Annotated in this window: 25 protein-coding genes; 15 read left to right on the top strand and 10 right to left on the bottom strand. The window is 70.6% G+C overall.

The genetic code is table 11. From position 1 onward, the window contains the following. Window positions 1-987, top strand: coding sequence for a serine hydrolase domain-containing protein (locus ACQPXM_RS22185; RefSeq protein ID WP_432936050.1), 987 nt, complete (start codon window positions 1-3; stop codon window positions 985-987). Here the strand turns inward: ACQPXM_RS22185 and ACQPXM_RS22180 are convergent. Beyond that, entirely contained in the window at window positions 976-2,655 is a 1,680-nt protein-coding gene (locus tag ACQPXM_RS22180) for a glycoside hydrolase family 9 protein (protein ID WP_432936048.1), read from the bottom strand. The genes ACQPXM_RS22185 and ACQPXM_RS22180 overlap by 12 nt on opposite strands. A gap of 116 nt (window positions 2,656-2,771) precedes the next feature. Between ACQPXM_RS22180 and ACQPXM_RS22175 the strand changes: the two genes are divergently transcribed. Next, window positions 2,772-3,281 carry a VOC family protein gene (locus ACQPXM_RS22175; protein ID WP_432936046.1) on the top strand — a complete coding sequence of 170 codons (510 nt, stop codon included), beginning with the start codon at window positions 2,772-2,774 and terminating at the stop codon, window positions 3,279-3,281. A gap of 10 nt (window positions 3,282-3,291) precedes the next feature. Here ACQPXM_RS22175 and ACQPXM_RS22170 read toward each other — a convergent pair whose 3' ends face one another. Continuing rightward, on the bottom strand, window positions 3,292-4,032 hold the full coding sequence (locus tag ACQPXM_RS22170) for a DinB family protein (protein ID WP_432936044.1): 741 nt from the start codon (window positions 4,030-4,032) through the stop codon (window positions 3,292-3,294). Window positions 4,033-4,096: 64 nt separating this feature from the next. Here ACQPXM_RS22170 and ACQPXM_RS22165 point away from each other — a divergent pair, with 64 nt between their 5' ends. Both ACQPXM_RS22165 and ACQPXM_RS22160 read left to right on the top strand, forming a co-directional pair. Next, window positions 4,097-4,894, top strand: coding sequence for a class I SAM-dependent methyltransferase (locus ACQPXM_RS22165; RefSeq protein WP_432936041.1), 798 nt, complete (start codon window positions 4,097-4,099; stop codon window positions 4,892-4,894). Window positions 4,895-4,965: 71 nt separating this feature from the next. Continuing rightward, the gene (locus tag ACQPXM_RS22160) at window positions 4,966-5,730 is read left to right on the top strand and encodes an SDR family NAD(P)-dependent oxidoreductase (RefSeq protein ID WP_432936038.1); all 765 of its coding nucleotides are present in this window, start codon (window positions 4,966-4,968) and stop codon (window positions 5,728-5,730) included. Between the two features lie 7 nt (window positions 5,731-5,737). On the opposite strand, the gene ACQPXM_RS22155 is transcribed toward ACQPXM_RS22160, so the two are convergent. Next, complete coding sequence (locus tag ACQPXM_RS22155; protein ID WP_432936035.1) at window positions 5,738-6,739, bottom strand: polysaccharide deacetylase family protein; 1,002 nt, start codon at window positions 6,737-6,739, stop codon at window positions 5,738-5,740. After that, window positions 6,736-7,689, bottom strand: coding sequence for a hypothetical protein (locus tag ACQPXM_RS22150; protein ID WP_432936033.1), 954 nt, complete (start codon window positions 7,687-7,689; stop codon window positions 6,736-6,738). Before ACQPXM_RS22150 ends, ACQPXM_RS22155 begins: the two co-directional genes overlap by 4 nt. A 181-nt stretch (window positions 7,690-7,870) precedes the next feature. Between ACQPXM_RS22150 and ACQPXM_RS22145 the strand changes: the two genes are divergently transcribed. From ACQPXM_RS22145 to ACQPXM_RS22120, 6 genes are all read left to right on the top strand, one after another. Continuing rightward, on the top strand, window positions 7,871-8,416 hold the full coding sequence (locus ACQPXM_RS22145) for a dihydrofolate reductase family protein (protein WP_432936031.1): 546 nt from the start codon (window positions 7,871-7,873) through the stop codon (window positions 8,414-8,416). Between the two features lie 52 nt (window positions 8,417-8,468). After that, a complete protein-coding gene (locus tag ACQPXM_RS22140; protein WP_432951067.1) occupies window positions 8,469-8,933 on the top strand; it encodes a DUF2975 domain-containing protein in 465 nt (154 codons plus the stop codon). Then, entirely contained in the window at window positions 8,933-9,139 is a 207-nt protein-coding gene (locus ACQPXM_RS22135) for a helix-turn-helix domain-containing protein (RefSeq protein WP_077014082.1), read from the top strand. Before ACQPXM_RS22140 ends, ACQPXM_RS22135 begins: the two co-directional genes overlap by 1 nt. Before the next feature lie 88 nt (window positions 9,140-9,227). Then, complete coding sequence (locus ACQPXM_RS22130; RefSeq protein WP_432936029.1) at window positions 9,228-9,521, top strand: DUF4287 domain-containing protein; 294 nt, start codon at window positions 9,228-9,230, stop codon at window positions 9,519-9,521. Window positions 9,522-9,559: 38 nt separating this feature from the next. Next, a complete protein-coding gene (locus ACQPXM_RS22125; protein ID WP_432936027.1) occupies window positions 9,560-9,748 on the top strand; it encodes a hypothetical protein in 189 nt (62 codons plus the stop codon). Window positions 9,749-9,830: 82 nt separating this feature from the next. After that, window positions 9,831-10,031, top strand: coding sequence for a hypothetical protein (locus tag ACQPXM_RS22120; protein WP_432936025.1), 201 nt, complete (start codon window positions 9,831-9,833; stop codon window positions 10,029-10,031). 9 nt (window positions 10,032-10,040) lie between these two features. Here ACQPXM_RS22120 and ACQPXM_RS22115 read toward each other — a convergent pair whose 3' ends face one another. Both ACQPXM_RS22115 and ACQPXM_RS22110 read right to left on the bottom strand, forming a co-directional pair. Continuing rightward, on the bottom strand, window positions 10,041-10,865 hold the full coding sequence (locus ACQPXM_RS22115) for an SDR family oxidoreductase (protein ID WP_432936023.1): 825 nt from the start codon (window positions 10,863-10,865) through the stop codon (window positions 10,041-10,043). A gap of 63 nt (window positions 10,866-10,928) precedes the next feature. Further along, a complete protein-coding gene (locus tag ACQPXM_RS22110) occupies window positions 10,929-11,687 on the bottom strand; it encodes a LysR family transcriptional regulator substrate-binding protein (RefSeq protein ID WP_432936021.1) in 759 nt (252 codons plus the stop codon). Between the two features lie 85 nt (window positions 11,688-11,772). Here ACQPXM_RS22110 and ACQPXM_RS22105 point away from each other — a divergent pair, with 85 nt between their 5' ends. Beyond that, entirely contained in the window at window positions 11,773-12,141 is a 369-nt protein-coding gene (locus ACQPXM_RS22105) for a DUF5997 family protein (RefSeq protein WP_432936019.1), read from the top strand. 82 nt (window positions 12,142-12,223) lie between these two features. On the opposite strand, the gene ACQPXM_RS22100 is transcribed toward ACQPXM_RS22105, so the two are convergent. Next, window positions 12,224-13,000, bottom strand: a complete 777-nt coding sequence (locus ACQPXM_RS22100) for a carbonic anhydrase family protein (protein ID WP_432936017.1) — start codon at window positions 12,998-13,000, stop codon at window positions 12,224-12,226. A 128-nt stretch (window positions 13,001-13,128) separates the two neighbouring features. Continuing rightward, window positions 13,129-13,977, bottom strand: a complete 849-nt coding sequence (locus ACQPXM_RS22095; RefSeq protein ID WP_432936014.1) for an alpha/beta fold hydrolase — start codon at window positions 13,975-13,977, stop codon at window positions 13,129-13,131. Window positions 13,978-14,068: 91 nt separating this feature from the next. Here ACQPXM_RS22095 and ACQPXM_RS22090 point away from each other — a divergent pair, with 91 nt between their 5' ends. The 3 genes from ACQPXM_RS22090 (at window position 14,069) to ACQPXM_RS22080 (ending at window position 16,064) form a co-directional block, all read left to right on the top strand. Beyond that, the gene (locus ACQPXM_RS22090; protein ID WP_432936013.1) at window positions 14,069-15,400 is read left to right on the top strand and encodes a M20/M25/M40 family metallo-hydrolase; all 1,332 of its coding nucleotides are present in this window, start codon (window positions 14,069-14,071) and stop codon (window positions 15,398-15,400) included. Between the two features lie 59 nt (window positions 15,401-15,459). Then, window positions 15,460-15,657, top strand: a complete 198-nt coding sequence (locus tag ACQPXM_RS22085; RefSeq protein WP_432936011.1) for a hypothetical protein — start codon at window positions 15,460-15,462, stop codon at window positions 15,655-15,657. Between the two features lie 80 nt (window positions 15,658-15,737). After that, window positions 15,738-16,064, top strand: a complete 327-nt coding sequence (locus ACQPXM_RS22080) for a type II toxin-antitoxin system VapC family toxin (RefSeq protein ID WP_432936009.1) — start codon at window positions 15,738-15,740, stop codon at window positions 16,062-16,064. A gap of 15 nt (window positions 16,065-16,079) precedes the next feature. Here the strand turns inward: ACQPXM_RS22080 and ACQPXM_RS22075 are convergent, their stop codons facing one another. Beyond that, window positions 16,080-16,949, bottom strand: a complete 870-nt coding sequence (locus tag ACQPXM_RS22075) for a LysR family transcriptional regulator (protein ID WP_432936007.1) — start codon at window positions 16,947-16,949, stop codon at window positions 16,080-16,082. A gap of 73 nt (window positions 16,950-17,022) precedes the next feature. Between ACQPXM_RS22075 and ACQPXM_RS22070 the strand changes: the two genes are divergently transcribed. Beyond that, on the top strand, window positions 17,023-18,315 hold the full coding sequence (locus ACQPXM_RS22070; RefSeq protein WP_432936005.1) for an MFS transporter: 1,293 nt from the start codon (window positions 17,023-17,025) through the stop codon (window positions 18,313-18,315). Here the strand turns inward: ACQPXM_RS22070 and ACQPXM_RS22065 are convergent, their stop codons facing one another. After that, window positions 18,316-20,061: a RecQ family ATP-dependent DNA helicase gene (locus tag ACQPXM_RS22065; protein WP_432936003.1), complete on the bottom strand. Its 1,746-nt coding sequence runs from the start codon at window positions 20,059-20,061 to the stop codon at window positions 18,316-18,318. Window positions 20,062-20,465 lie beyond the last annotated feature (404 nt).

Genomic DNA, 20,465 nt, shown 5'->3' with positions numbered 1-20,465 from the left:
GTGGAGAACCTGCAGAGCACGCTGAACTCGTTGGTGACCAACGGCGCGTCCGGGGTGCTGCTGCACCGTCGTTCGCCGGACGGCGACTGGATCGGCGTGAGCGGGGTGGGGGAGCGGTCGTCGCGTTCGCCCGTCGACCCGGAGAGTTGGTTCCGGGCGGGCAGCATCACGAAGACGTTCACGGCGGTCGTCGTACTGCAGCTGGTGGGCGAGGGCCGGTTGCGGCTGGACGAGCCGGTCACGGCCTGGGTGCCGAAGGTGCCCGCGGACATCAGCCTGCGTCAGCTGCTCAACCACACCAGCAGGCTGCACAACTACACCGACGACCTGCCCGACGTGGCCGGGCTCCTGCGGATCCGGTACGACCACTGGGAGCCGGCCGAGACGCTCGCCGCCGTGGCCGGGAAGCCGCGGGTGCAGGCCGACTGGTCGTACTCGAACACCAACTACATCGCGCTCGGCCTGTTGATCGAGGCCGTCACCGGCCGCTCGTACGCCGACGAGGTGCGGGCGCGGATCCTGGAACCGCTCCGGTTGACCCGGACCCAGGCGCCCGGTGACGAGGTGGTCCTGCCGGATCCCCACTTGCACGCGTATCTGCAGGCTGACGGTCAGCTGGTCGACTGCGCCCGGATGAACCCGTCCCAGGCCTGGGCGGCTGGGCAGGTGGCGTCGACGGCGGCGGATCTCAACCGGTTCTACGCGGCCGTTCTCGGCGGGGAGTTGCTCGGTGCGGACGAACTCGCCGCGATGTTGACCGTCGTACCGAGCGGAGACGGTACGGCGTACGGGCTGGGGGTCGAGCAGCGGACCCTGCCCGGCGGCCTGGTCCTGTGGGGGCACACCGGCGGGATCTTCGGCTATTTCACGCTGAGCTACCACTCGGCGGATCTGTCCCACCAGCTCACGCTCGCGCACGCCGGCGGCTCCGGCGACGAGCCCGACACGAGCCCGCTGCTGGCCGAGCTGGTCGGGTCAGCGGGCTGAGGCGACGGCCAGCAGGAACCAGCCCGTGTGGGGGATCCACTGCTCGGCCCAGCGCCAACTGTCGCCCTCGGGAGCGTCGTCGGGCAGGAAGGCGATGTCGTTCTCGTCGGTCCAGCCCGAGGTGATGCCGTTGACGATGCCGCCGGGCAGGTTCGGGAAGTCCGAGGAGTAGTCGGCGTTGTGGCGGCCGCGGCCGTGCAGCATCGAGGTGTCGAACGGGTTGCGGCCGGTGATCCAGGCGAGCTGGTCGTCGGCGAAGGCCCTCAGGTCCCGGCTGTTGCCGCCGACTCGCGCACACGCGGCGGCGGCGGCCGCGAGGGAGGCGATCGCGGCGTTCTCGCCCTGCCACCAATAGCCGGTTTCGTTGGCGTGGGGGAAGAAGAAGGCCTCCCGCGGTACGCCGTCCGACGGCTGGACGAGCGTGCGGGGACAACCGAAGGGGTTGGGGACGGACGCCGTTCGCTCGAGGATGTCGTGCATCGCCTGGACGGCGGTCCGGCGGGCGGGCTCGGCTTCCGGGGCGCCGGGCAGGATCTCGGCGAAGCGGAGCAGGGCGAGCATCGGCAGGCCGGGTTCGGCGGCGTGGAAGAACGGCCGGCCCAGCTCGTCGGCGCGGAACCAGCCGGGCGTGTCGCTGACATAGCGCTGGGTGAGGGCAGCGGCCCGGCGGCGGGCGGCCTCGAGTGGGCCCTCGGTCTCTCCGGCGGCGACGAGCTCCGTCGCGGCGAGCAGGGCGGTGTAGTCGTCGACGATCGACTCGGTGCCGTCGAACAGGTACTCCAGGTTGTGCTTCTCCAGATGCTCGAAGCCTTCGCGCGCGGCGGTCAGGTACTCGGCGCGGCTGTGGTCGCCGTCGTCGTCGAGAGTGGAGGCGCGGGCGAGCGCCGCGATCGCCAGCCCACCACCGTGCCGGTACGCCGCCTGGTAGCGGCTGGTGCGGACACAGTCCTGCAGCGGCGCGGTGATCACGCGCTCCTCGAGCCGCTTGGTGAGCGCGTCGAAGATGCCCGTGTAGAAGTAGCCCTCGGGCGACCGGAACCGCAGCAGGAAGTCCGCGCCCCACAGCGCCTCGTCACGAAGGCGCGCGCCGAGAACCTTGGTCAGCGCCGGGCCGAGCTGATCGCGCGCTGCCGCCATTGCCCACGCACAGAGTGGGATCTGCTGCGGGCTCATCGTCGACGTGTAGGTCAGGTGCGAGAGGAACTTGCTCGTGTCCCCACTCGCGTCGAGCCAGCCGCCGCGCGCGTCGACCGTCGTACCGGAGTCGTCGGCCCACAACCGGGCGGCGCGGTCCTTCCGGTCGATCTCACCACTGGACCGCATCGCCTTGAAGTAGGCCAGGACGTCGGACATCGTCTGCCGCTGCAGTCGCTCCGGCGCGATCACGAACGGCTCGGACACCAACTCCTGCCCGCCGGTGACGACGCGGACGGAGTACGTCCCCGGCTCCAGTACGTCGGGCAGTGGGATGCGCGAATAGGGTCCGCCGGTCCAGCCCGGCACTCGCACGACCGGCCCAGGCGTCAGCGGTGTTGTGCTCGCCGGGCCGACCAGCTCGGCGACCAGGCGACCGTCGGGCACGACCGCGATCACCGCCTTCGCGGCGCGGGCGCCGTACCCGAGATGAGGGACCAGGATTCCGGGGCGATTGTCGTCCCTCGCGCGCATGACGGTCCTTTCAGCGGGAAACTCAGCCCATTGTCCGCCGGATCCGGTTCAGGCGCGGCGCGCACATTGAGGGTTCAACTACTGTGGTGGGGAGCGGCGACCAGGGAGTTGGGGACATGGCGATCTTTCGGCTGAATCACGCGGTGCTGTACGTCGGGGACCTGGCGCGCAGTGTCGGGTTCTACCGCGACGTGCTCGGGTTCGGCTACACCGAGGTCGGGGACTCCTTCCGGGGTGGTGCGTTCTTGCGGGCACCGGGGTCGGCCAACGACCACGACCTCGGACTGTTCGAGATCGGTGCGCAGGCCGGGCCGTCGCTCGCGGGCCGCGCCACGGTGGGGCTCTACCACCTCGCGTGGGAGGTCGACACGCTCGGCGACCTCGCTGACCTCGAAGAGAAGCTGAGTGCGGCCGGTGCGCTGGTCGGCAAGTCGGACCACGGGACCACGAAGTCGCTGTACGGCAAGGACCCTGACGGGCTGGAGTTCGAGATCGTCTGGATCATTCCGGCCGACCGCCTGACCGACGCCGACCGGGCGAAGACCGGAACGGCTCCGCTCGACCTGCCGGCCGAACTGGCGAAGTACGGCCGGGACGCGCGCAGCGGGGTCGGGATCTCCCGCTAGAGCGGCTCTTTCAGCCGGCCGGTGATCGCTCGGCGAGCGCGGTCAGGTCGCGTTCGGCGTACTGGCGGTGCTCCCATTCCTCGATCAGCAGGATGTCCAGGCACTCGCGCAGCGGGAAGTCCTCGAGCACGGGCCAGCCGGGCGCGGTCTGGGTCACCGTGGAGGCCAATCGGTCGTCGGTGAGGCCGGCGATCACCTCGCGGACCATCGCCTGGCGTTCGGCGCGAACGGCCAGGGCCTCGTCGAGGGACGGGCGGGCGTCGCGGTCCCACGGGATCCCGGGCCAGCCGGGCGCCTCGTCCCACGGCAGGTCGAGCGGATGCCACGGCGACGGATCGCCGAGAATCGCCCGCGCGACCCAGGCGTCACTGGCGAAACAGAGGTGCCGCAGCGTCTGGACGAACGACCACTCCTCGTCGACGCCCCGGTGCAGGTCGGCCTCGGGGAACGTCCGGGCGCGGGCGACCGTGCCGTCCCACAGGCGTTCCAGGATCGACCACGCCTCCCGGAAGCCGTCGGCGTTCTCCGGCCGCATCTTCGCGCGTTCCGGCATCCGGCGGTTGAGCTCGGCGTCGATCAGCGGCGCGATGTCGACCCCGTTCACGGTGACGTTGCGCAGATCACCGGTGATCTCCACGTCACACAGTTCCAGGCCGTACAGCTTGCCGCGGGACAAGCTGCCACCCCGCACCTGTAGGTCGTTGATCGCCACCCCGCGCAGCCGCGCGTCGCTCAACTGGAACCCGTCCATGGATCTCACGATAAAGGCGCTTCCGGACATTCCGCTTCCGTGATCGCGGCCGGATGATGAGCAGATGGACCAGCACGAGGTGAACAAGGCGTTGTGGAGCGCCGGCCGGTGGGACGCGGTGGCCGCGCTGATCGCCGGGGTCGGCCCGAAACTGCTGGACGAGGTCGGAGTCGGTCCGGGTGACCAGGTGCTGGACGTCGCGACCGGCTCGGGAAGTTCGATCGCGATCCCGGCGGCGCAGCGAGGCGCCGCCGTGGTGGGCAGTGATCTGGTCCCGCAGAACTTCGAGGACGGCCGCCGGCGGGCCGCCGAGGCGGGCGTGGAGATCGAGTGGGTCGAGGCGGACGCCGAGCACCTGCCGTTCGAGGACGGGCGGTTCGACCGGGTGTTCTCGACGTTCGGGCACATGTTCGCACCGGACCATGCGAAGGCCGGTGCGGAACTGGCACGGGTCTGCAGACCGGGCGGAACCATCGCGCTCACCACCTGGGTTCCGACGGGGTACTCCGGCCGCCTGTTCGGGGTGCTTGCCGGGCACCTCCCCGGACCGCCGCCCGCCGGCCCCGGGCCGGTCGCGTGGGGTGAGCCTGACCATGTTCGCGAGATGATCCCCGGCGTGAAGTTCACGTTCCACACCGACACGGTGGAGCTCACCGCGCCGACCGTCGAACAGTTCGCCGACTTCTACGCCGAGAACTTCGGCCCGTTGGTCCTGGCCCGGCAGGCGGTCGGGGACGGCTGGCCGGCGATGCGCGACGACATCCTTGCCTACGACAACGAGTGGAACACCGCCACCGACGGCACCGTGCGGATCCTGGCCGAGTACCTGGTCTCGATCGGTACGACGCCCGCCCGCGGCTAGCGCCGCTCCGGGGTCACGCGTCATCTACGCTGAGCACACTCGGCAGCACGGCCTGAAGGAGTTGGTCAGCGGTGGATCTCCAGCTGAAGGGCCTGCGGGCTCTGGTCACCGGTGGGACCAAGGGCATCGGGCGGGCGGTCGTCGAAGGGCTGACCGCCGAAGGGGCCTCGGTCGCCTTCTGCGCGCGGACCGGGAGCGACGTCACCGCCGCTGTCGAACAACTGCGCGGCCGAGGGGCGGCCGTCACCGGTACGGCGCTGGACATCGGCGACGGCCCAGCCCTGACCCGGTGGGTGACCGACAGCGCCGCCGAGCTCGGCGGGATCGACATCGTGGTGGCCAACGTCAGCGCGCTCGCGATCGGCGTCGCGGGCGAGGAGCCCTGGAAACAGAGCTTCGAGGTCGACCTGATGGGCACGGTCCGGATGGTCGAGGCGGCGATGCCGTTCCTCGGCGAGAGCCAGGCGCCGTCGATCGTCACCGTGTCGAGCGTCTCGGCCCGCGAGATCGACTTCGCGGCCGGCCCGTACGGGACGTTCAAGGCCGCGATCGTGCACTACACCCAGGGCCTGGCCTTCCAGCTGGCCGGCCGGGGGATCCGCGCGAACACGGTCTCGCCGGGCAACACCTACTTCCCCGGTGGCGTCTGGGAGTCGGTCGAAAGCGGCAACCCGCAACTGTTCGCCGACTCCCTCGCGCTCAACCCGACCGGCCGGATGGCCCGCCCGGAGGAGATCGCCAACGGCGTCGTGTTCCTGGCCAGTCCCGCCGCCAGCTTCGTCAGCGGGACCAACCTGGTCATCGACGGCGCGCTGACCCGCGGAGTCCAGTACTGAGCCGGGCTCAGGCCTTCGGGACGACGACGTTGCCGTTGTTGCTCGCGGCCACGAACTTCAGGTGCGGAGTCCGGGCCAGCTTGTCCAGCCAGTAGTCCATCAGCAGGTTGCCCTGACCACCCTGGTACGAGCTGCACCGGATCCGCGGGATCGCCATCGGATCGAAGCTCTTGCTGTACGGCGACGGGCACGGCCCGGCGCCGACCAGCAGCACCCCCTCGTTCCGGTACGCCGTACTGCCGCGGCCGCCGGCCGCCAGGATCCGCCGGTCGCGGGGGTGCACGCCGAGCGGCAGCGCGATCGTCCGCGCGGGCGCGGCCGGGACGGCGGCGGAGATCATCGCGGCCAGGCGCCCGATCTCGCTCTCGGCCTCGGCGGTGCCGAGTTGGCGGAGGTTCGGGTGGTCCCAGGTGTGGTTGCCCAGCTCGCAGCCGATGTCGTTCAGGTACTTCAGTGCCCGGCCGACCTCACTGGCGGGCAGGCCGAACGGCGACTTGTTGAGGTAGAACGACCCGACCGCCGGGAAGTCCGGGTGGCGCGCCTGGAACGCGAGCATGATGCCCACCGCGGTGTCCGGCACGACCCGGCCGGCGGCGTCCAGCGCGAACTGGCCGGGCGTGCTGTCGTCGAAGGTGAGCACGACCGGCGTCTTGCCCACCGGCACGGCGGACAGGTCGCGGCGGACCAGATCGATGGTGCGGATCGGGAAGTAGTTCTCCCGGTAGAGGCGTTCCAGCTCGGCCCGGAAGAAGGCCGGCGTCATGTCGTACTCGCCGCTGACCGAGGTCGCCATCCGGTGGTGCATCAGGACCGGGACCACCCCGAGCTCGCTGGGCGCCGGCGGCCGGCTGCTGACCGGCTTGGCCTTCGGGGTGGTGGACGGGCTCGTCGTCGGGTGCGCGTCGGCCGCGACCACCGGGGACGCGTCCGGCACCCGCGTGTCGTTGCAGCCGGCAACGACCGTGGTGGCGGCGAGACCGAGGAAGGCGCGGCGGGGCAGCGTGCTCATTCGTAGATCACCAGCTCGGGACGGGGGCGCAGGGCAAGGACCTGGGCCGGGGTCATCAGCGGTCCGTGCCGGGTGTCCTCGACGTAGAACAGCTTGAACGCCGTGTGCACACCCTTGGGCAGCTTGGTCACCAGCCCGCGGTACGTGGCCTCTTTGGCGCCGCGGGTGCCGATGCCGTCGACGGACTTGACCAGTGCGACGCCCCGGTGCGGGCGCAGCGTCGCCTCGTTCGCGACGATGCGGCTGGTCAGCTGATGGAAGACGAACAGCTTTTCCGGCAGCTGGTGCTTGATGGTGAGCGCGGACAGGTACGCCCCGATCTCGTTGAGCTCGGCACCCGACGTACGGCCGAAGACCTGGCCCGGCACCTGGCCGGGACCGACCTCCCACTCCGGGTCGACCGCGAGTCCGACGTCCGGTTGCCGCAGCCACGGTTCCAGCCGGCGGACCTCGTCGATCGGCTTGGCCTGGCCGGGCTGCACGTCGAGCATCAGCAGCATCTTGTACTTGCGCGCGACCGCCAGGTAGCGGTCGATCTCGCTCGGCTCGATCCGGCTGCGGTACTTGCCGTCGCGGCCGGGCGCGCCCTGGGCGGTGACGACGATCAGCTCCATCACCGGCAGGATCTTGCGGCCGCCCCGGTAGGACGTGCCCATCTTCTCCAGCCGGCGCGCCCGCTCGTCCAGGTTGCTGTCGAGTGGCCCGAGTGCCGGTGCTCCCGGGGCGCCGACGAACGCGACCAGCTGGTGGTCGGGGAACAGTCTTCGCCCGCCGCGCGGCAGCTCCGCCGGCGGTTTCGGTTTCGGCTTCGGTACGGCGGGGGCGCTCGGGTTCGCCTGCTGCTTGGCAGGGCGATCGGCGCTGACCGCGGCGGTGTCGGCCTCGACATCACTGCAGCCGACGGCCAGGCAGACCAGCAGCGCGAGCGGAACAAAACGGCGAGAGTTCACGGCAAGCCCCGATTCGATCGGTGGCGACGGGCGACGTCCCTGTACCCAGTTGCAGACTATCCGTGCACGTCCGGCTGCGTTAAGTGACCACGCCGAGGGTGGGAGGTGCTTGGCCCTGACCTGGATCGGCCGGACGGCGCATGCTGTCAGTGCTGAGCGTTCCCGACCGAAGGAAGCGGCGATGAGACCACTGATCGTGTTCTGCACTGTCACCGTGGACGGCTTCATGGCCGGACCGGACAACGACCTCGAGTTCGCGATCGACGATCCGGAGCTGGAGCAGGCGCTGAACGGCGAGCTGATGCAGGTGGCCGACGCGATCGTGGTCGGGCGGAAGTCCTTCCCGGAGATGGCGGCGTACTGGATGGCCGCGGAGGGGGAGCTGGCGGACTGGATGAACAGCACGCCGAAGTTCGTGCTGACCAGTGACGACGAGTACGACGTGGGGGAGTGGGGCAACGCCTCGACCGCGGCAGGGGACGGGGTCGAGCAGGTGCGGGGGCTGAAGGAAGGGGACGGGAAGAGCATCGTCGTCTTCGGTGGAGTGGAGACGGTGCGGGCGCTGGTGGCCGCCGGGCTGGTCGACGAGTACTGGTTCAAGGTGCACCCGGTGGTGGTCGGGCGCGGGCGGTCGATGTTCTTCGATCTGCCGGAGCGGACCACCTTGGCGTTGCGCAGTGTGCGGTCGTTCCCCAGTGGCAGCCTGGGGGTCGTCTACACGGTGTGACGCCGCGTCGATTGACAGTCGATAGGAAGGCGGTGATAGTCGAGCCGTGCAGATGATGGATCGGGTGGTCGTGCCACTCAGGGTGTTTCTGGTCCTGCTCTTCGCCGGGCTGGTGTTCGCGCAGGTCGTCAGCCTGCCCGGCCAGTTCGCGCAGCTGAGGGGCGAGGGGGCGGACCTGCGCTGGCCGCTGACCGTGTTCTCGATCCTGGAGGTGGTCTGCGTCCAGGTGGTGATCGTCTGCATCTGGCGGCTGCTGACGCTGGTGAAGGTGGACCGGATCTTCAGCGAGAAGGCGTTCGCGTGGGTCAACGTGATCCTGTACGCGATGGCGGCCGGCTGGCTGCTGCTGCTCGGCATGACGATCTACCTGTCGATCCGCGCCGACGATCCCGGCCTGCCGATCCTGCTGATCGGCCTCGTGCTGGCCGGCGGGGTGGTGCTGCTGCTGATGGTGGTGATGCGAGCTCTGTTGCGTCAGGCCACCACGTTGCGCACCGACATGGAGGCGGTGATCTGATGCCGATCGTCGTCCGCATCGACGTCGAGCTGGCCAAGCGCAAGATGGGCGTCGGCGAGTTCGCCGAGCGGGTCGGCCTGACCCCGGCCAACGTCGCGGTCCTCAAGAACGGCCGCGCCAAGGCCGTCCGCTTCAGCACCCTCGAGGCGATGTGCCGCGTCCTGGAGTGCCAGCCGGGCGACCTGCTGGAGTGGGTCGAGGACTGACCCGAAAAAACTTCTGCGGCCGATGTCGATCACGCGGTACGCCGTCCGACGCTCTGGTGAAAGTCAGACTCGACGAAAGGCTGGACCGATGTCCTTCCAGGCGTATCTCGACACGATCGAAGACAAGACCGGTTTGACCCCGCGGGCGCTGCTGGAGGTCGCGCGGGAGCGTGGCTTCGCGGGGCCGGAGACCAAGATCGCGCCGTTGGCGGCGTGGCTGAAAGAGGACTACGGCGTGGGGCGCGGGCACGCGATGGCGCTGCTGCACGTGATCAAGAACGGCGCGGGGATCAGCGACAAGCACGTCGGCAGCACCGGCACGCATCGCGACGCGAGCACGACCTTGTGGCTCGACGGCAAGGCGACGAACCCGAACTCCTGACATCGAAGTCAGGGTAGAGCGCGATCTCGATCGGCGCCGTGCCGGTGGCGGGCGCGGACTGGTTCGGCTACGCCGAGCTGCGCGGCTGGGTGAAGGACCGCCTCGGCGACCGGCCGGCGCCGAAGCTGGTCCAGTCGTTCGAGCCGAAGTTCGAACAGATCGCGGCGCTGAAGCCGGACCTGATCCTGTACCTGAACTCGGCCGGGTCGCCGACGGCGCGAAGGTGATCGCCGGCACCGAGGCGCTGCTGATCGATGCCCTGGACAACGGTGAACTTCTACGGACCAGAACGGCAAGGTCGACCCCGGCGTGACCGGCAACGCCGTGTTCAACAACCTGGCGACGGTCAAGGCGGGCCACGTCGCGTACTTCGGCGGCGCCCCGGTGATCAACTCGAACACGGCCAGCGGCCAGTTCTCCAGCGCCTTCTCGATCGGCGGCCCGCTCGGCATCAAGTACATCACCGGCAAGATCGGCCCGCTGCTGACCGAATCGCTTGCCGCGAGCTGAGCCCTCCGCTCAGTGCGTGACCCGCTGGGCGGCCTTGTCGAAGAGACGGTCCGGGATCAGCCGCCGGATCTTCGGTACGACGACGGCCGCGGCGCCGATCGGGTAGCGGGTCCGCGGATGCGCCGCGGTGAGCGCGTGCTCGATCGTCTCGGCCACCTTGTGCGGGCTCGCGCCGTTCTTCGACGCGTTGCGCAGACTCTCGCGGAACGCGTCGACCCGTTCGGCGTACCGGTCGCTGGCGGGCAGGCGGTCCAGGGTCTGGATCGCCTTGGCCCACAGGGGAGTGGCGACCGGGCCGGGCTCGACCAGCGAGACCGCGATGCCGTCGGGCGCGAGCTCCTGGCGCCAGGCGTCGGCGATCGCCTCCACGGCGTACTTGGAGGCGTGGTACGCGCCGGCCAGCTGGACCGAGACCAGCCCGCCCATCGACCCGACGAACACGACCCGGCCCGGTGTGCCACGACGCAGCAGCGGGAGCGCGAGCTGGGTGACGGCGACCGTTCCGACCACGTTGACGTCGAGCTGGTGCCGCAAGCTGTCGATCGGCAGCAGCTCCAGCGGGCCGGCGACTCCCTCGCCGGCGACGTTCACGACCGCATCCAGTCCTTGGTCGCCGAGTGCGGCGTCGACCTCGGCGATCAGCGCGCGGACCGACTCGGCGTTCGTCACGTCGACCTGGTGGACCGACAAGGCGTCCGACGACTGCTTGGCGAGGATCTCGCCGTCGTGGGGATCGTGTACGGCGGCGAAGACGCGGTGGCCCGACCGCTCGAGACGGAGTGCGGTGGCGGCGCCGATCCCGCTGCCGGCGCCGGTCAGGAGTACTGCGGACATGTCGTTCCCCTCGGTGGGTAGCGGTGCGTTGGCCGCCCGGTACCCCACCGCGCTGTGCGGAACCTAGCGGCGCGGCTTGCCGCGGCGCGGCGCCACGGCCTTCTGCGCGGGCGCGGCTTTCCTCGCCTTCTTCGCGGCGGCCTTCTGGCTGGCGGTCAGTTTCCCCGCCGGCTGCTGGTCGACGCGCTGCGACCTGCGCGTGCTGTTGGCCGTGCGACCCCGGACGATGCCGATGAACTCCTCCATCAGCTCACTGTGCTCGCCCTTGCTCTCCGGCTCCGGCCAGACGAGCAGGACGCTCGACTCGGGAGCGTCGACGAGCGGCCGGTACGTCAGGTCCTTGCGGTGATGCAGGCGCGCCAGCGACTGCGGCACGATCAGCAGGCCGACGCCGGCGGCGACGAGCTCGATCGCGTCGGCGGTGGTCGCGGGCACGATCGTGGCGGCCTCACCCGGCCGGTCGGTCCAGACGAGGGTGTCGTCCTGCGGATACAGGATGAAGTCGTCGGCCAGGTCGGCGGCCGTGACCTCCTCGGCAGCGGTGACGAGATGGTCCTTCGGTACGACGACGACCGTCGTCTCGGTGTAGAGCGGGATCGCCATCAGCCCGGTTCGGTCGGCCGGCACCCGAATCAGGCCGGCGTCCACCTCACCCGCCCTGACGACGTCCGCGGCCTCCGCGGCGGTGACCGTGACGAGCGTCAACGGGACCTGGGGGAGGCGTTCCTTCCAGATCCGGACCCACTTGGCCGGCGTGACGCCGGGGACGTACGCGAGCCGGAAGGAGGCGGGGGCGGCGGCGCCGGTTGCGGGGTCGGTCACCGGGTCAGGCTATCCGCCGGTGGTCGGGGAGCCGGTCAACCCTCGATACCCTGGCGGTATGACGTCGCAGAAATCCCCTCAAACGATGAAGCCCGCGACTGCGGCGAAGAAGCTCGGTGTGCTGCTCGACCTGACCCCCGCCGAGTTCCAGGAAGGCGTCGTCTCGCGCGACGAGCTCAACGCCCTGCAGGCCGACCCGCCGGAGTGGCTGCGCGAGCTGCGGCGTACCGGCCCGCACCCTCGCCCGGTGGTCGCCGCCAAGCTCGGCGTGTCCATCTCCGGGCTCGCCCGGGCCGGAGTGATGGACCCGCTGACCACCGACGAGATCGAGGCGCTGAAGGAAGAGTTCCCGGAGTGGCTCCGGCGTGAGCGCAACACACACGCCGAGGTGCAGCGGGAGGCCGCCGAGCTGAAGGCCGAGAAGGCGGAGAAGGCCGGGCGCACCCAGGCCTGATCGGCAGCGCCGGTGGGCCGCGGGTACGGCGCTGACCTTCGCGCTGCTCGCGGGCGGGCTCGACGGCCCGCCCGCGAGAAGGTCAGTGTTGCGGGCGGTACTGGACCCTGCGGCCGTTGAGCGGCTGGAGCGGGCGGCTGTCGCCGTCGGGGAAGCGGCTCTGGAAGTGCTCCAGCGAGACCGGGAGGATCTCGCGGTGGTGGGCGAGCACCAGCCAGGAGACGGGCTCGGTGTACGGCGCGGTGGTCAGCGATCCGTCGTACCGGTACGTCGAGAGGTCGTACGGGAGCGCGGCGGCGAGGTTGAGCCGCGGGAGGTGGACGTCCTCGTCGCACTCCATCGGGACCGTGGCCAGCACCCGGTCCTGCAGCGTGCCGCCGGGGCCGCCGGTGGTGATGAACAGCGCGACGACCAGCTTCTCGCCGTTCGGGCCGCTGTGCACGAAGTGCTGCTCGAGCGCGTACTGGTGACCGTTCAGCCGGTGCTCGGAGCGGGTGTGGAAGTGGAAGTTGACCAGGTCGTAGCGAACGCCGCCGACGGTCACCCAGGCGGCGCCGGCCGGGATCTCGGCCAGGATCGTCTCCTCCGCGGTCCGGTTCTCGCAGCCACCGGGCTGGCCGGAGTCGCGGCTCTCGTAACGGATCGCCAGGTCGATCGAGGTCGGGTAGTGAACGTGCAGCGCCGGCAGCGCCAGGTTGGTCACGGCATGACCGGTGCGAATGTCGATCGGGCTCTGATGGGCGACGTCGAGCTGACTCTGGGCTGCCTCGGCGCTGGTACGCAACGAGGGCGACGCGAGGACGGCGGCCGCCGCGGGAACGCCGAACAGCAGGGCGCGACGGGACACGGGCAAGGACACGGGAACTCCGGATTCGGGCGGGAAAACGGCCCGGTCCTCTGCCGGGCCCTCCGGGAGTATGCGCCCGGGTTCGTGGCTGGTGCCCAGGCCGTGACCAAAAGATGCCGACCTTGCCGCCGCGTGCGCGCCTAGTGCGCCACGTGCCGCACGATCTCGGCCTGACGGGTCCAGGCGAGCAGGTGACCGCCGTGCTCGACGGTGTGCAGGGTGCTGTTCGGGAGTACGTCGGTCGCGCGCAGGGCGGCGGCGTACGGCACGGCGTCGTCGGCGGTGCCGTGCCAGAGGTGGATCGGGCTGGTCACCGCCTCCAGCGGGAATCCTGGGGGTGAGGTGACGAGCCTTGTTTCGGCGATCGCCGCCGCGGCTCCCTGCCGGTACGCGTCCGGGCCGCCTTGCAACGCACGGGAGTCGACCGCGGTCATCGCCTCCCGGTCGGCGGGCAGCAGGCGCTCGAGCGGCGGTTTCGGGGCCCGGCGCAACAATCGCAGGAACGCGGGCACAGCCCAGGGTGCGCGCTGGCCGAGCAGCGCGAGGGTGCTGAGCGCCGGGTTCATGCCGTGGCGGACCCAGGCCTGGTCGCCGAACAGGAATCCGGCGATCACCAGCGTCGTCGTGACCCGCTCCGGCAGCACGTACGCCGTCGCGAGTGCGTGCGGGGCGCCGCCCGACTCACCGGCGACCGTGAACCGGTCGATGCCCAGGTGATCGGCGAGTTCGGCGACATCGCTCGGCCAGTCGAGCAGCGTGCGGCCGGGCCGCGGGTCCGAGACGCCGTAGCCTGGGCGGTCGATCGAGATCCACCTGACGCCTTCGGCCGCGGCTGCGGCGTCGTACGCGATGCCTGCGAGGCCGGACGCCGGCGTACCGGGGTGGTAGAGGCAGGGGCGACCTGCCGGGTCTCCGAACTCGTACCAGCCGAGCAGCCGGCCGTCCGCCAGCCGCATCAGGTGCGGCAGGGGTAGTGGCTCGTTGGTCATCGCTGTCCTCCCCAGGTCGTTCGCAGCGCTCACCGTACGAGCCGAACGGGCCGCTGGTTGGGGCGAGCTCCGGTAGGGGGAGGATAGGGACATGACTTCTCCGACGTCTTCCGCGAGCACCTCGTACCAGCCGGACGCCGAGGTGGTGGAGCTGTGCAGTGAGCTGATCCGCATCGACACCACGAACTACGGCAACGGGAAGAGCAACGGGGAGCGCGGCGCGGCGGAGTACGTCGCGGCGAAGCTCGACGAGGTCGGCATCGATTCGACGATCTACGAGTCCGCGCCGGGGCGCGCGACGCTGGTCGCGCACTGGGAGGGCGAGGACTCCTCGGCCGATCCGTTGCTGGTGCACGGGCACCTGGACGTCGTACCGGCGGATCCGAAGGACTGGAAGGTCGATCCGTTCGCGGGCGAGATCTTCGACGGCTGCGTGTGGGGCCGGGGCGCGGTCGACATGAAGGACTTCGACGCGATGGTGCTGTCGGTGGTCCGGGCGCGGCAGCGGGCCGGCGTGAAGCCGCGGCGGCCGGTGCGGCTGGTGTTCACCGCCGACGAGGAGGCCGGCGGCCTGTACGGCGCGCAGTGGCTGATCAACAACCACCCGGACACCGTCGCGGACTGCACCGAGGGCATCGGTGAGGTCGGCGGGTTCTCGATCACCGTGCAGGACGACCTGCGGCTGTACCTGATCGAGACCGCCGAGAAGGGCATGAACTGGATGCGGCTCAAGGCCCGCGGCACGGCCGGCCACGGGTCGATGGTGAACGACGACAACGCGGTGACCGAACTGGCCCGGGCGGTGACCCGGATCGGCGAGCACGAGTGGCCGCTGCGGCTGACGCCGACCGTGCGGGAGTTCCTGAAGACGCTGGAGGACCTGCTCGGCACCGAACTGGACCCCGAGGACCGCACCGGGGTGCTGTCCAAGCTCGGCAGCTTCAGCCGGATGTTCGGCGCGACGATCCGCAACACCGCCAACCCGACGATGCTGAACGCCGGCTACAAGGTGAACGTGATCCCCGGCGACGCCGAGGCCCACATCGACGGCCGCTTCCTGCCCGGCTACGAGGACGAGTTCTTCGCCACCATCGACGAACTGCTCGGCGACAAGGTGCAGCGCGAGACCGTGATCGAGGACATCGCCCTGGAGACCGAGTTCAGCGGCGGCCTGGTCGAAGCGATGAAGGCCTGCCTGGCCGCCGAGGACCCGCAGTCGCGCACGGCGCCGCTGCTGATGTCCGGCGGGACGGACGCGAAGTCGTGGTCGCGGCTGGGCATCCGGTGCTTCGGCTTCGTACCGCTGCAACTGCCGCCCGACCTGGACTTCATGGGGATGTTCCACGGCATCGACGAGCGCGTGCCGACGGCCTCGCTGGAGTTCGGCTCCCGGGTCCTCGACCGCTTCCTCACCGAGGCCTGAGGACGGCCCTATACTTGCTTTGTTCGGGCTCGACAGGTTGACGAGAGCAGGTGAATGCCGTGGGGACGCACAAGGCAGACCAGCCGGAGTCGACACCTGCCCGTGCTCGCCTGTCGGTCGAGGAGCTGCTCGCGGCCAAGAACACCCCGCCGATCAAGTCGGTCGACGACCTGGCGGCTGACACTTTCTCGTCGGAAGACGAGCTCGACGAATTCTTGGCGTTCACCTACGCCGAGCGTCACCGCGAGATCGCCTGACCAGTGCAGCCCGTCATCCTGGACACCGATGTCGCCTCGCTGACCCACAAACGCAAGCTCACCGGGCCACTCACCACTCGTTGATCGGTCGGCGACCGCTGATCACCTTCATCACTTTCGGCGAACTCACCAAGTGGGTGGAGATTCGGCACTGGGGTGCCAGCAGTCGCCAGGCACTGGCCGACTGGCTGTCCGACATTCCTGTGCTACCGGGCGATGAAGCCGTCGCCACCACATGGGGCCGGTTGTCGGCGGCCGGCATTCAGCGAGGCCGTCCTCGTCCGGTCAACGACATGTGGATCGCGGCTTGCTGCCTGACTTACGACTTGCCACTCGCCACCCTGAACCTGAAGGACTTCGAGGACTTCCGCACTTACCACGGCTTGCGGATCCTCGGCGTCGACTAGACACCTCTTCCGCCGTCAGCGGGTGAGGTTGAGGGCTGATCTCAGGCGAGGCAGGAGGACGGTCAAGGGTGTGGGTGGGGTGCTGCGGGTGACGGCGGAGAGGGTGAGGCGGTAGCGGAAAGGGGCTGGGAGCAAGCGTTCGCCGGGGTGGAGTTCGTGGGCCAGGGCGCTGCGGGGGACGAGGGCCAGGTGGTTGCGGCGGCGGGCCATGGCGATGGTGGTGGCGAGGGTGACGCCGCGGCGGGGTGTGGCGCCCAGGGTGAGCAGGCGGGCGCGGAGGTCGTCGGCGCCGCGGTCGTAGGTGGAGAAGGGGATCGGGCGGTCCTTCAGGGGCCGGCGGCCTCGGGCGGGTGGTGCCGTGCCGGCCGGGGCGAAGAGCACGAGTTCGTCGCGGCCGACGGTGCGGGCGACGGCGCCGCGGGGCAGCACCATCTGGTCGGCGATCGCGATGAACGCCGCGTCCATGGTGCCCTCGGCAACCTTGTCGACGAGGAAGTGGCCGTGGTCGACCTGCTGCTCGATCTCGAGGTCGGGCAGTTCGGCGTCCAGGACCGGGAACAGGATCGGCGCGAGGCTCGCGAACGTACCGACGACCAGCCGCGAGCCGGCGGCGGCCGCGCGGGTGGCGTCGTACACGTCCTCGAGATGGCCGAGGATGTGTTCGGCGCGGCGGGCCAGTTCGTGGCCGGCGGCGGTGGGCCGGGCGCCGCGGGTGTCGCGGTCGAAGAGCTTGACGCCGCAGGCGCGTTCGAGGCGGGCCAGGCGTTGCGAGGCGGACGGCTGGGAGATCCGGAGCTCGCGGGCCGCCGATCCGACCGAGCCCGTGCGGTGCACGGTGAGCACCAGGCGGAGATCGTCGACCGATGGGCTGGGTGATGAGGCCATAGGTTCAGGCTATGGGTGGTGCGCAAGATCGCACGGCTACCTGGATCGCCCGGGAGACCTGAGGATCGCAGGTATGGGAGCTCGCCGGGACGCCGTGATGCTGCTGGCGGGTGGTGCGGCCGCGGACTTCGCGTTTCGGATCGCGCAGGTCGCGTTGCCGTTGGTCGTGCTGCACGAGACCGGTTCGGTGGCGGCGACCGGTCTGGCCGGCGGCGCGGTGGGGATCCCGGTGGTGCTCTCGCCGTGGTGGGCGCGGAGGGCGCGGCAGTGGGTCGATTCGGGGCCGCGGCTTGCCGTGGTCGCTGCGGTGTCGGCTGTCGCGCTGGCGCTCGTGCCCGGCGCGGCGGCCTTGGGAGCGCTGAGCCCGGCGCTGCTGATCCTGAGCGGGTTGCTGCTCGGCTGTGCCGACGCGTTGTCGAACCCAGGTCGCTCGGCGCTGCTCGCTGACACCGGCGACCGGTGGCGAGTGGACCGGGCGGTGCTGCTGCTGACCTGGCAGGACGGGCTGCGCCGGATCGGCATGCTGGTCGGTCCACCGATCGGCGCCGTCGCGGTCGCCACCGGGCTGGCCAACACGTTGCTGTGGATCGAGGCGGCGACGGTGCTCGGGGCGGGACTGCTCGCCGTACGGGTCAAGCCTGAGCGTGCGGGTGCGGCACAGCAGCTGAGCGGCACGGAGCCGGCGAGTGGCGCGGGGCCGTTGAGTGGCGCGGGGCCGTTGAGTGGCGCGGAGGCGCGGGGCCAGGGCGGAGCAGAAGCGCCGTCGATCCGGGCGAGCCTGCGCGGGCGCCCGGACATCCTGTACGGCTGGATCGCCCGGGGGACCGGGTGCCTGACCTGGTTCGCCTTCACGCTCGGGCTCTCGGTGATCGGCGCCGAGCGCGGTCAACCGGGCGTCTACCTCGCGGCGGGCATGAGTGGGTACGGCGCCGGCGCGCTGTTCGGCACGGTGGTGTCGCTCGCCGTCGTCCGCCGCATCCCACCGATCCCGGTCGCCGCGCTGGCCTGGACCGCGATGGGCCTGTGCTGGGTCGGCATGGGCGTGTGGACGACGCCGGCCGTGGTCGCCGTATTGGGCGCGCTCTCCGGCGTGACCGTCGTGCTCGGCATCGCCGCGATCTCGGTGCTGATCACCAGGACGTCGTACGGCGCCGAGCGGAGAGCGCTGCTCTCCGGACAGAGCGTGGTGGTCAACGCGAGCAGCTCGGCCGGCCTCTTCGTCGGCGGACCGATCATCGCGACCGCCGGCGCCGAGGCGACGCTGGTCGGCGCGGGCCTGCTCACCAGCGCCGTCGCCCTCGGAGTCCTCGTACGGCGAGGAGCCAGGACCGCCGAACCCCAAATCCTGGTGCGGCAAGACCGCTGATCACAGCCGCTCGAGCAGGTCGTTCTGCTCGATGGCGGCAAGCGACAGCGTGCGATAGCCGACCTCGTCGAAGCGAACGACGATGCGATCGCCGTCGTACTGCAGCACCTGGCCGGTACCGAACTCAGCATGCCGGACCTGCGAGTCGAGCGGGTACGGCGACTCACGGCGGTCGCGCGTGTGTTGCTGGGCCGTGCCGTTGTGGCAGCAGTCGCAGTTGCCGCACGGCTCGGGCATCTCCTCCCCGAAGTACGACAGCAGGAACTGACGGCGGCAACCGGTCGTCTCGGCGTAGTCGCGCATGATGTCGAGCCGCGAGCGTTCGACCTGGCGGCGGGTCTCGGCCAGGCGGATCGCCTCCTCGACCGGGTCGCCTTCGGAGGAGCCGGGGTGCAGCCGGTTGCGGCGGTCGAAGCGGACTGCGCCCACCTGTTCGAGCAGCGAGCAGCAGCGGCCGACCAGGCGAGTCGACAGGCCGGTCTGCTGGGCCAGAACCCGGCGGAGCGGGGGAGAGCCGGCAGCATTCACGGCCGCGAGCACCTGCGCGATCGCTTCTGGATCCGGCGGCGCCGCCGACAGGAAGCGTCGCAGGCCGAGATCGGCCGCGCCGTGGAACAGCACCGCCTGGGCCGGCTCACCGTCGCGGCCCGCGCGCCCGATCTCCTGGTAGTAGGAGTCGAGCGAGTCGGCGACCCCCGCGTGGAGTACGTACCGGACGTCCGGTTTGTCGATGCCCATGCCGAACGCCGTCGTCGCCACCACCACGTCGAGCCGGCCGGCCAGGAAGTCCTCGTGGACGCGGGCCCGCTCCGCCTTGCGCAGCCCCGCGTGGTACGCCGCTGCCCGCAAGCGGCCACCGCGGGAGGAGGACGTGGCGGAGGGGGACGTGCTGGAAGGGGACGTGGCGGAGGAGGACGTGCTGGACGGAGACGTGGCGGGACGGTCGGGGGCCTCGGTCGCGCTCGAGGCGACACGCCCGTTCAAGGCGGCGGCGTACTCCTCGGTCTCCCGCCGGGTCGTCGTGTAGACGATGCCCGTCCCCGCGATCCCAGCCGCGCGCTCGACGACCGCCTCCAGCCGCGCCTTCGCATCAGCCGCGGGAACAGCCGCCAGCGACAGGTTCGGCCGGTCGAACCCCGCGACCACGACCAGCGGGTCGCGCAGCCGCAGCCGATCGCTGATCTCCGCCCGGACCGGTTGCGACGCGGTCGCGGTCAGCGCGAGTACGGTCGGACGCCCCAACTGCTCCGCGACGTCGCCCAGCCGCAGGTAGTCCGGCCGGAAGTCGTGACCCCAGGACGAAACGCAGTGCGCCTCGTCGACAACCAGCAGCGACGGCTTCGCCTCGGCCAAGCGGTCCCGTACGTCGGAACGGGCCAGCTGCTCGGGTGCCAGGAACACGAACCGCAGCCGGCCGTCAGCCAGCTCGCGGTAGACCGTCTCCCGGTCCCCGGCGTTGACCGTGCTGTTGAGTTCGCGCGCGTGCACGCCGTGATCCAGCAGCGACGCCACCTGGTCGTGCTGCAGGGAGATCAGCGGACTCACCACGACAGTCGGACCGTCGAGCAGCAGCGCGGGGACCTGGTAGATCGCGGACTTGCCCGAGCCGGTCGGCATCACCACCAGGGTGTCCTGACCGGCGACCACGGCCGTCATCGCCTTCAACTGCTCCGGCCGCAACTGCTTCCAGCCGTACTGATCGGCGGCGGTCCGGCGCAACCGCCGTACCGCGTCGTTCTCGCTCATTCGACCCCCGCTTCGCTCTCCGGCGACGGCGGGTACCCAGCGAACCGGGCTCACACACCTGCAATGGTCAGCAGTCCAACCAGCACTCGCCTTTCCGCTGAGGTCAGCGGCGGCGAGCGCCCAACCTCGGTGGGATGTAGGCAGTGGCGTCCCTGCCAGGTCATCGCGGCGATGCGCTTCGGCGGCCGTGGTCGGGCTGCGCTACATGCGCAAAGCGCGGGCGGTACGCCCGCGAAACCAGCAGTAGCCGGTACCTCCGGCGCAAGCCGGCACGCACGGGCGATAAGCCCGTACTCCCGGCGCCAGCCGGAAAATGCCGGCGATAAGCCGGCAACCCTCGCCGGCGCCAAGCCGGAGGGTGGGCGGGAGCGGGCGTAGCGGTCGTCCGGAGGAGCGAAGCGACG

Source organism: Kribbella sp. CA-253562, assembly GCF_050942265.1.
In the GTDB taxonomy this organism is placed as follows: Bacteria; Actinomycetota; Actinomycetes; order Propionibacteriales; family Kribbellaceae; genus Kribbella.
Note: the sequence above shows the minus strand (reverse complement) of the source record. Positions and strands in the feature narration are given on the sequence as shown.

Coding starts and splice junctions, on each gene's coding strand:
- ACQPXM_RS22180 (WP_432936048.1), bottom strand. CDS start 2,655: ATGCGCGCGAGGGACGACAATCGCCCCGGAATCCTGGTCCCTCATCTC.
- ACQPXM_RS22175 (WP_432936046.1), top strand. CDS start 2,772: ATGGCGATCTTTCGGCTGAATCACGCGGTGCTGTACGTCGGGGACCTG.
- ACQPXM_RS22170 (WP_432936044.1), bottom strand. CDS start 4,032: ATGGACGGGTTCCAGTTGAGCGACGCGCGGCTGCGCGGGGTGGCGATC.
- ACQPXM_RS22165 (WP_432936041.1), top strand. CDS start 4,097: ATGGACCAGCACGAGGTGAACAAGGCGTTGTGGAGCGCCGGCCGGTGG.
- ACQPXM_RS22155 (WP_432936035.1), bottom strand. CDS start 6,739: ATGAGCACGCTGCCCCGCCGCGCCTTCCTCGGTCTCGCCGCCACCACG.
- ACQPXM_RS22145 (WP_432936031.1), top strand. CDS start 7,871: ATGAGACCACTGATCGTGTTCTGCACTGTCACCGTGGACGGCTTCATG.
- ACQPXM_RS22140 (WP_432951067.1), top strand. CDS start 8,469: ATGATGGATCGGGTGGTCGTGCCACTCAGGGTGTTTCTGGTCCTGCTC.
- ACQPXM_RS22135 (WP_077014082.1), top strand. CDS start 8,933: ATGCCGATCGTCGTCCGCATCGACGTCGAGCTGGCCAAGCGCAAGATG.
- ACQPXM_RS22130 (WP_432936029.1), top strand. CDS start 9,228: ATGTCCTTCCAGGCGTATCTCGACACGATCGAAGACAAGACCGGTTTG.
- ACQPXM_RS22115 (WP_432936023.1), bottom strand. CDS start 10,865: ATGTCCGCAGTACTCCTGACCGGCGCCGGCAGCGGGATCGGCGCCGCC.
- ACQPXM_RS22105 (WP_432936019.1), top strand. CDS start 11,773: ATGAAGCCCGCGACTGCGGCGAAGAAGCTCGGTGTGCTGCTCGACCTG.
- ACQPXM_RS22095 (WP_432936014.1), bottom strand. CDS start 13,977: ATGACCAACGAGCCACTACCCCTGCCGCACCTGATGCGGCTGGCGGAC.
- ACQPXM_RS22090 (WP_432936013.1), top strand. CDS start 14,069: ATGACTTCTCCGACGTCTTCCGCGAGCACCTCGTACCAGCCGGACGCC.
- ACQPXM_RS22075 (WP_432936007.1), bottom strand. CDS start 16,949: ATGGCCTCATCACCCAGCCCATCGGTCGACGATCTCCGCCTGGTGCTC.
- ACQPXM_RS22070 (WP_432936005.1), top strand. CDS start 17,023: ATGGGAGCTCGCCGGGACGCCGTGATGCTGCTGGCGGGTGGTGCGGCC.
- ACQPXM_RS22065 (WP_432936003.1), bottom strand. CDS start 20,061: ATGAGCGAGAACGACGCGGTACGGCGGTTGCGCCGGACCGCCGCCGAT.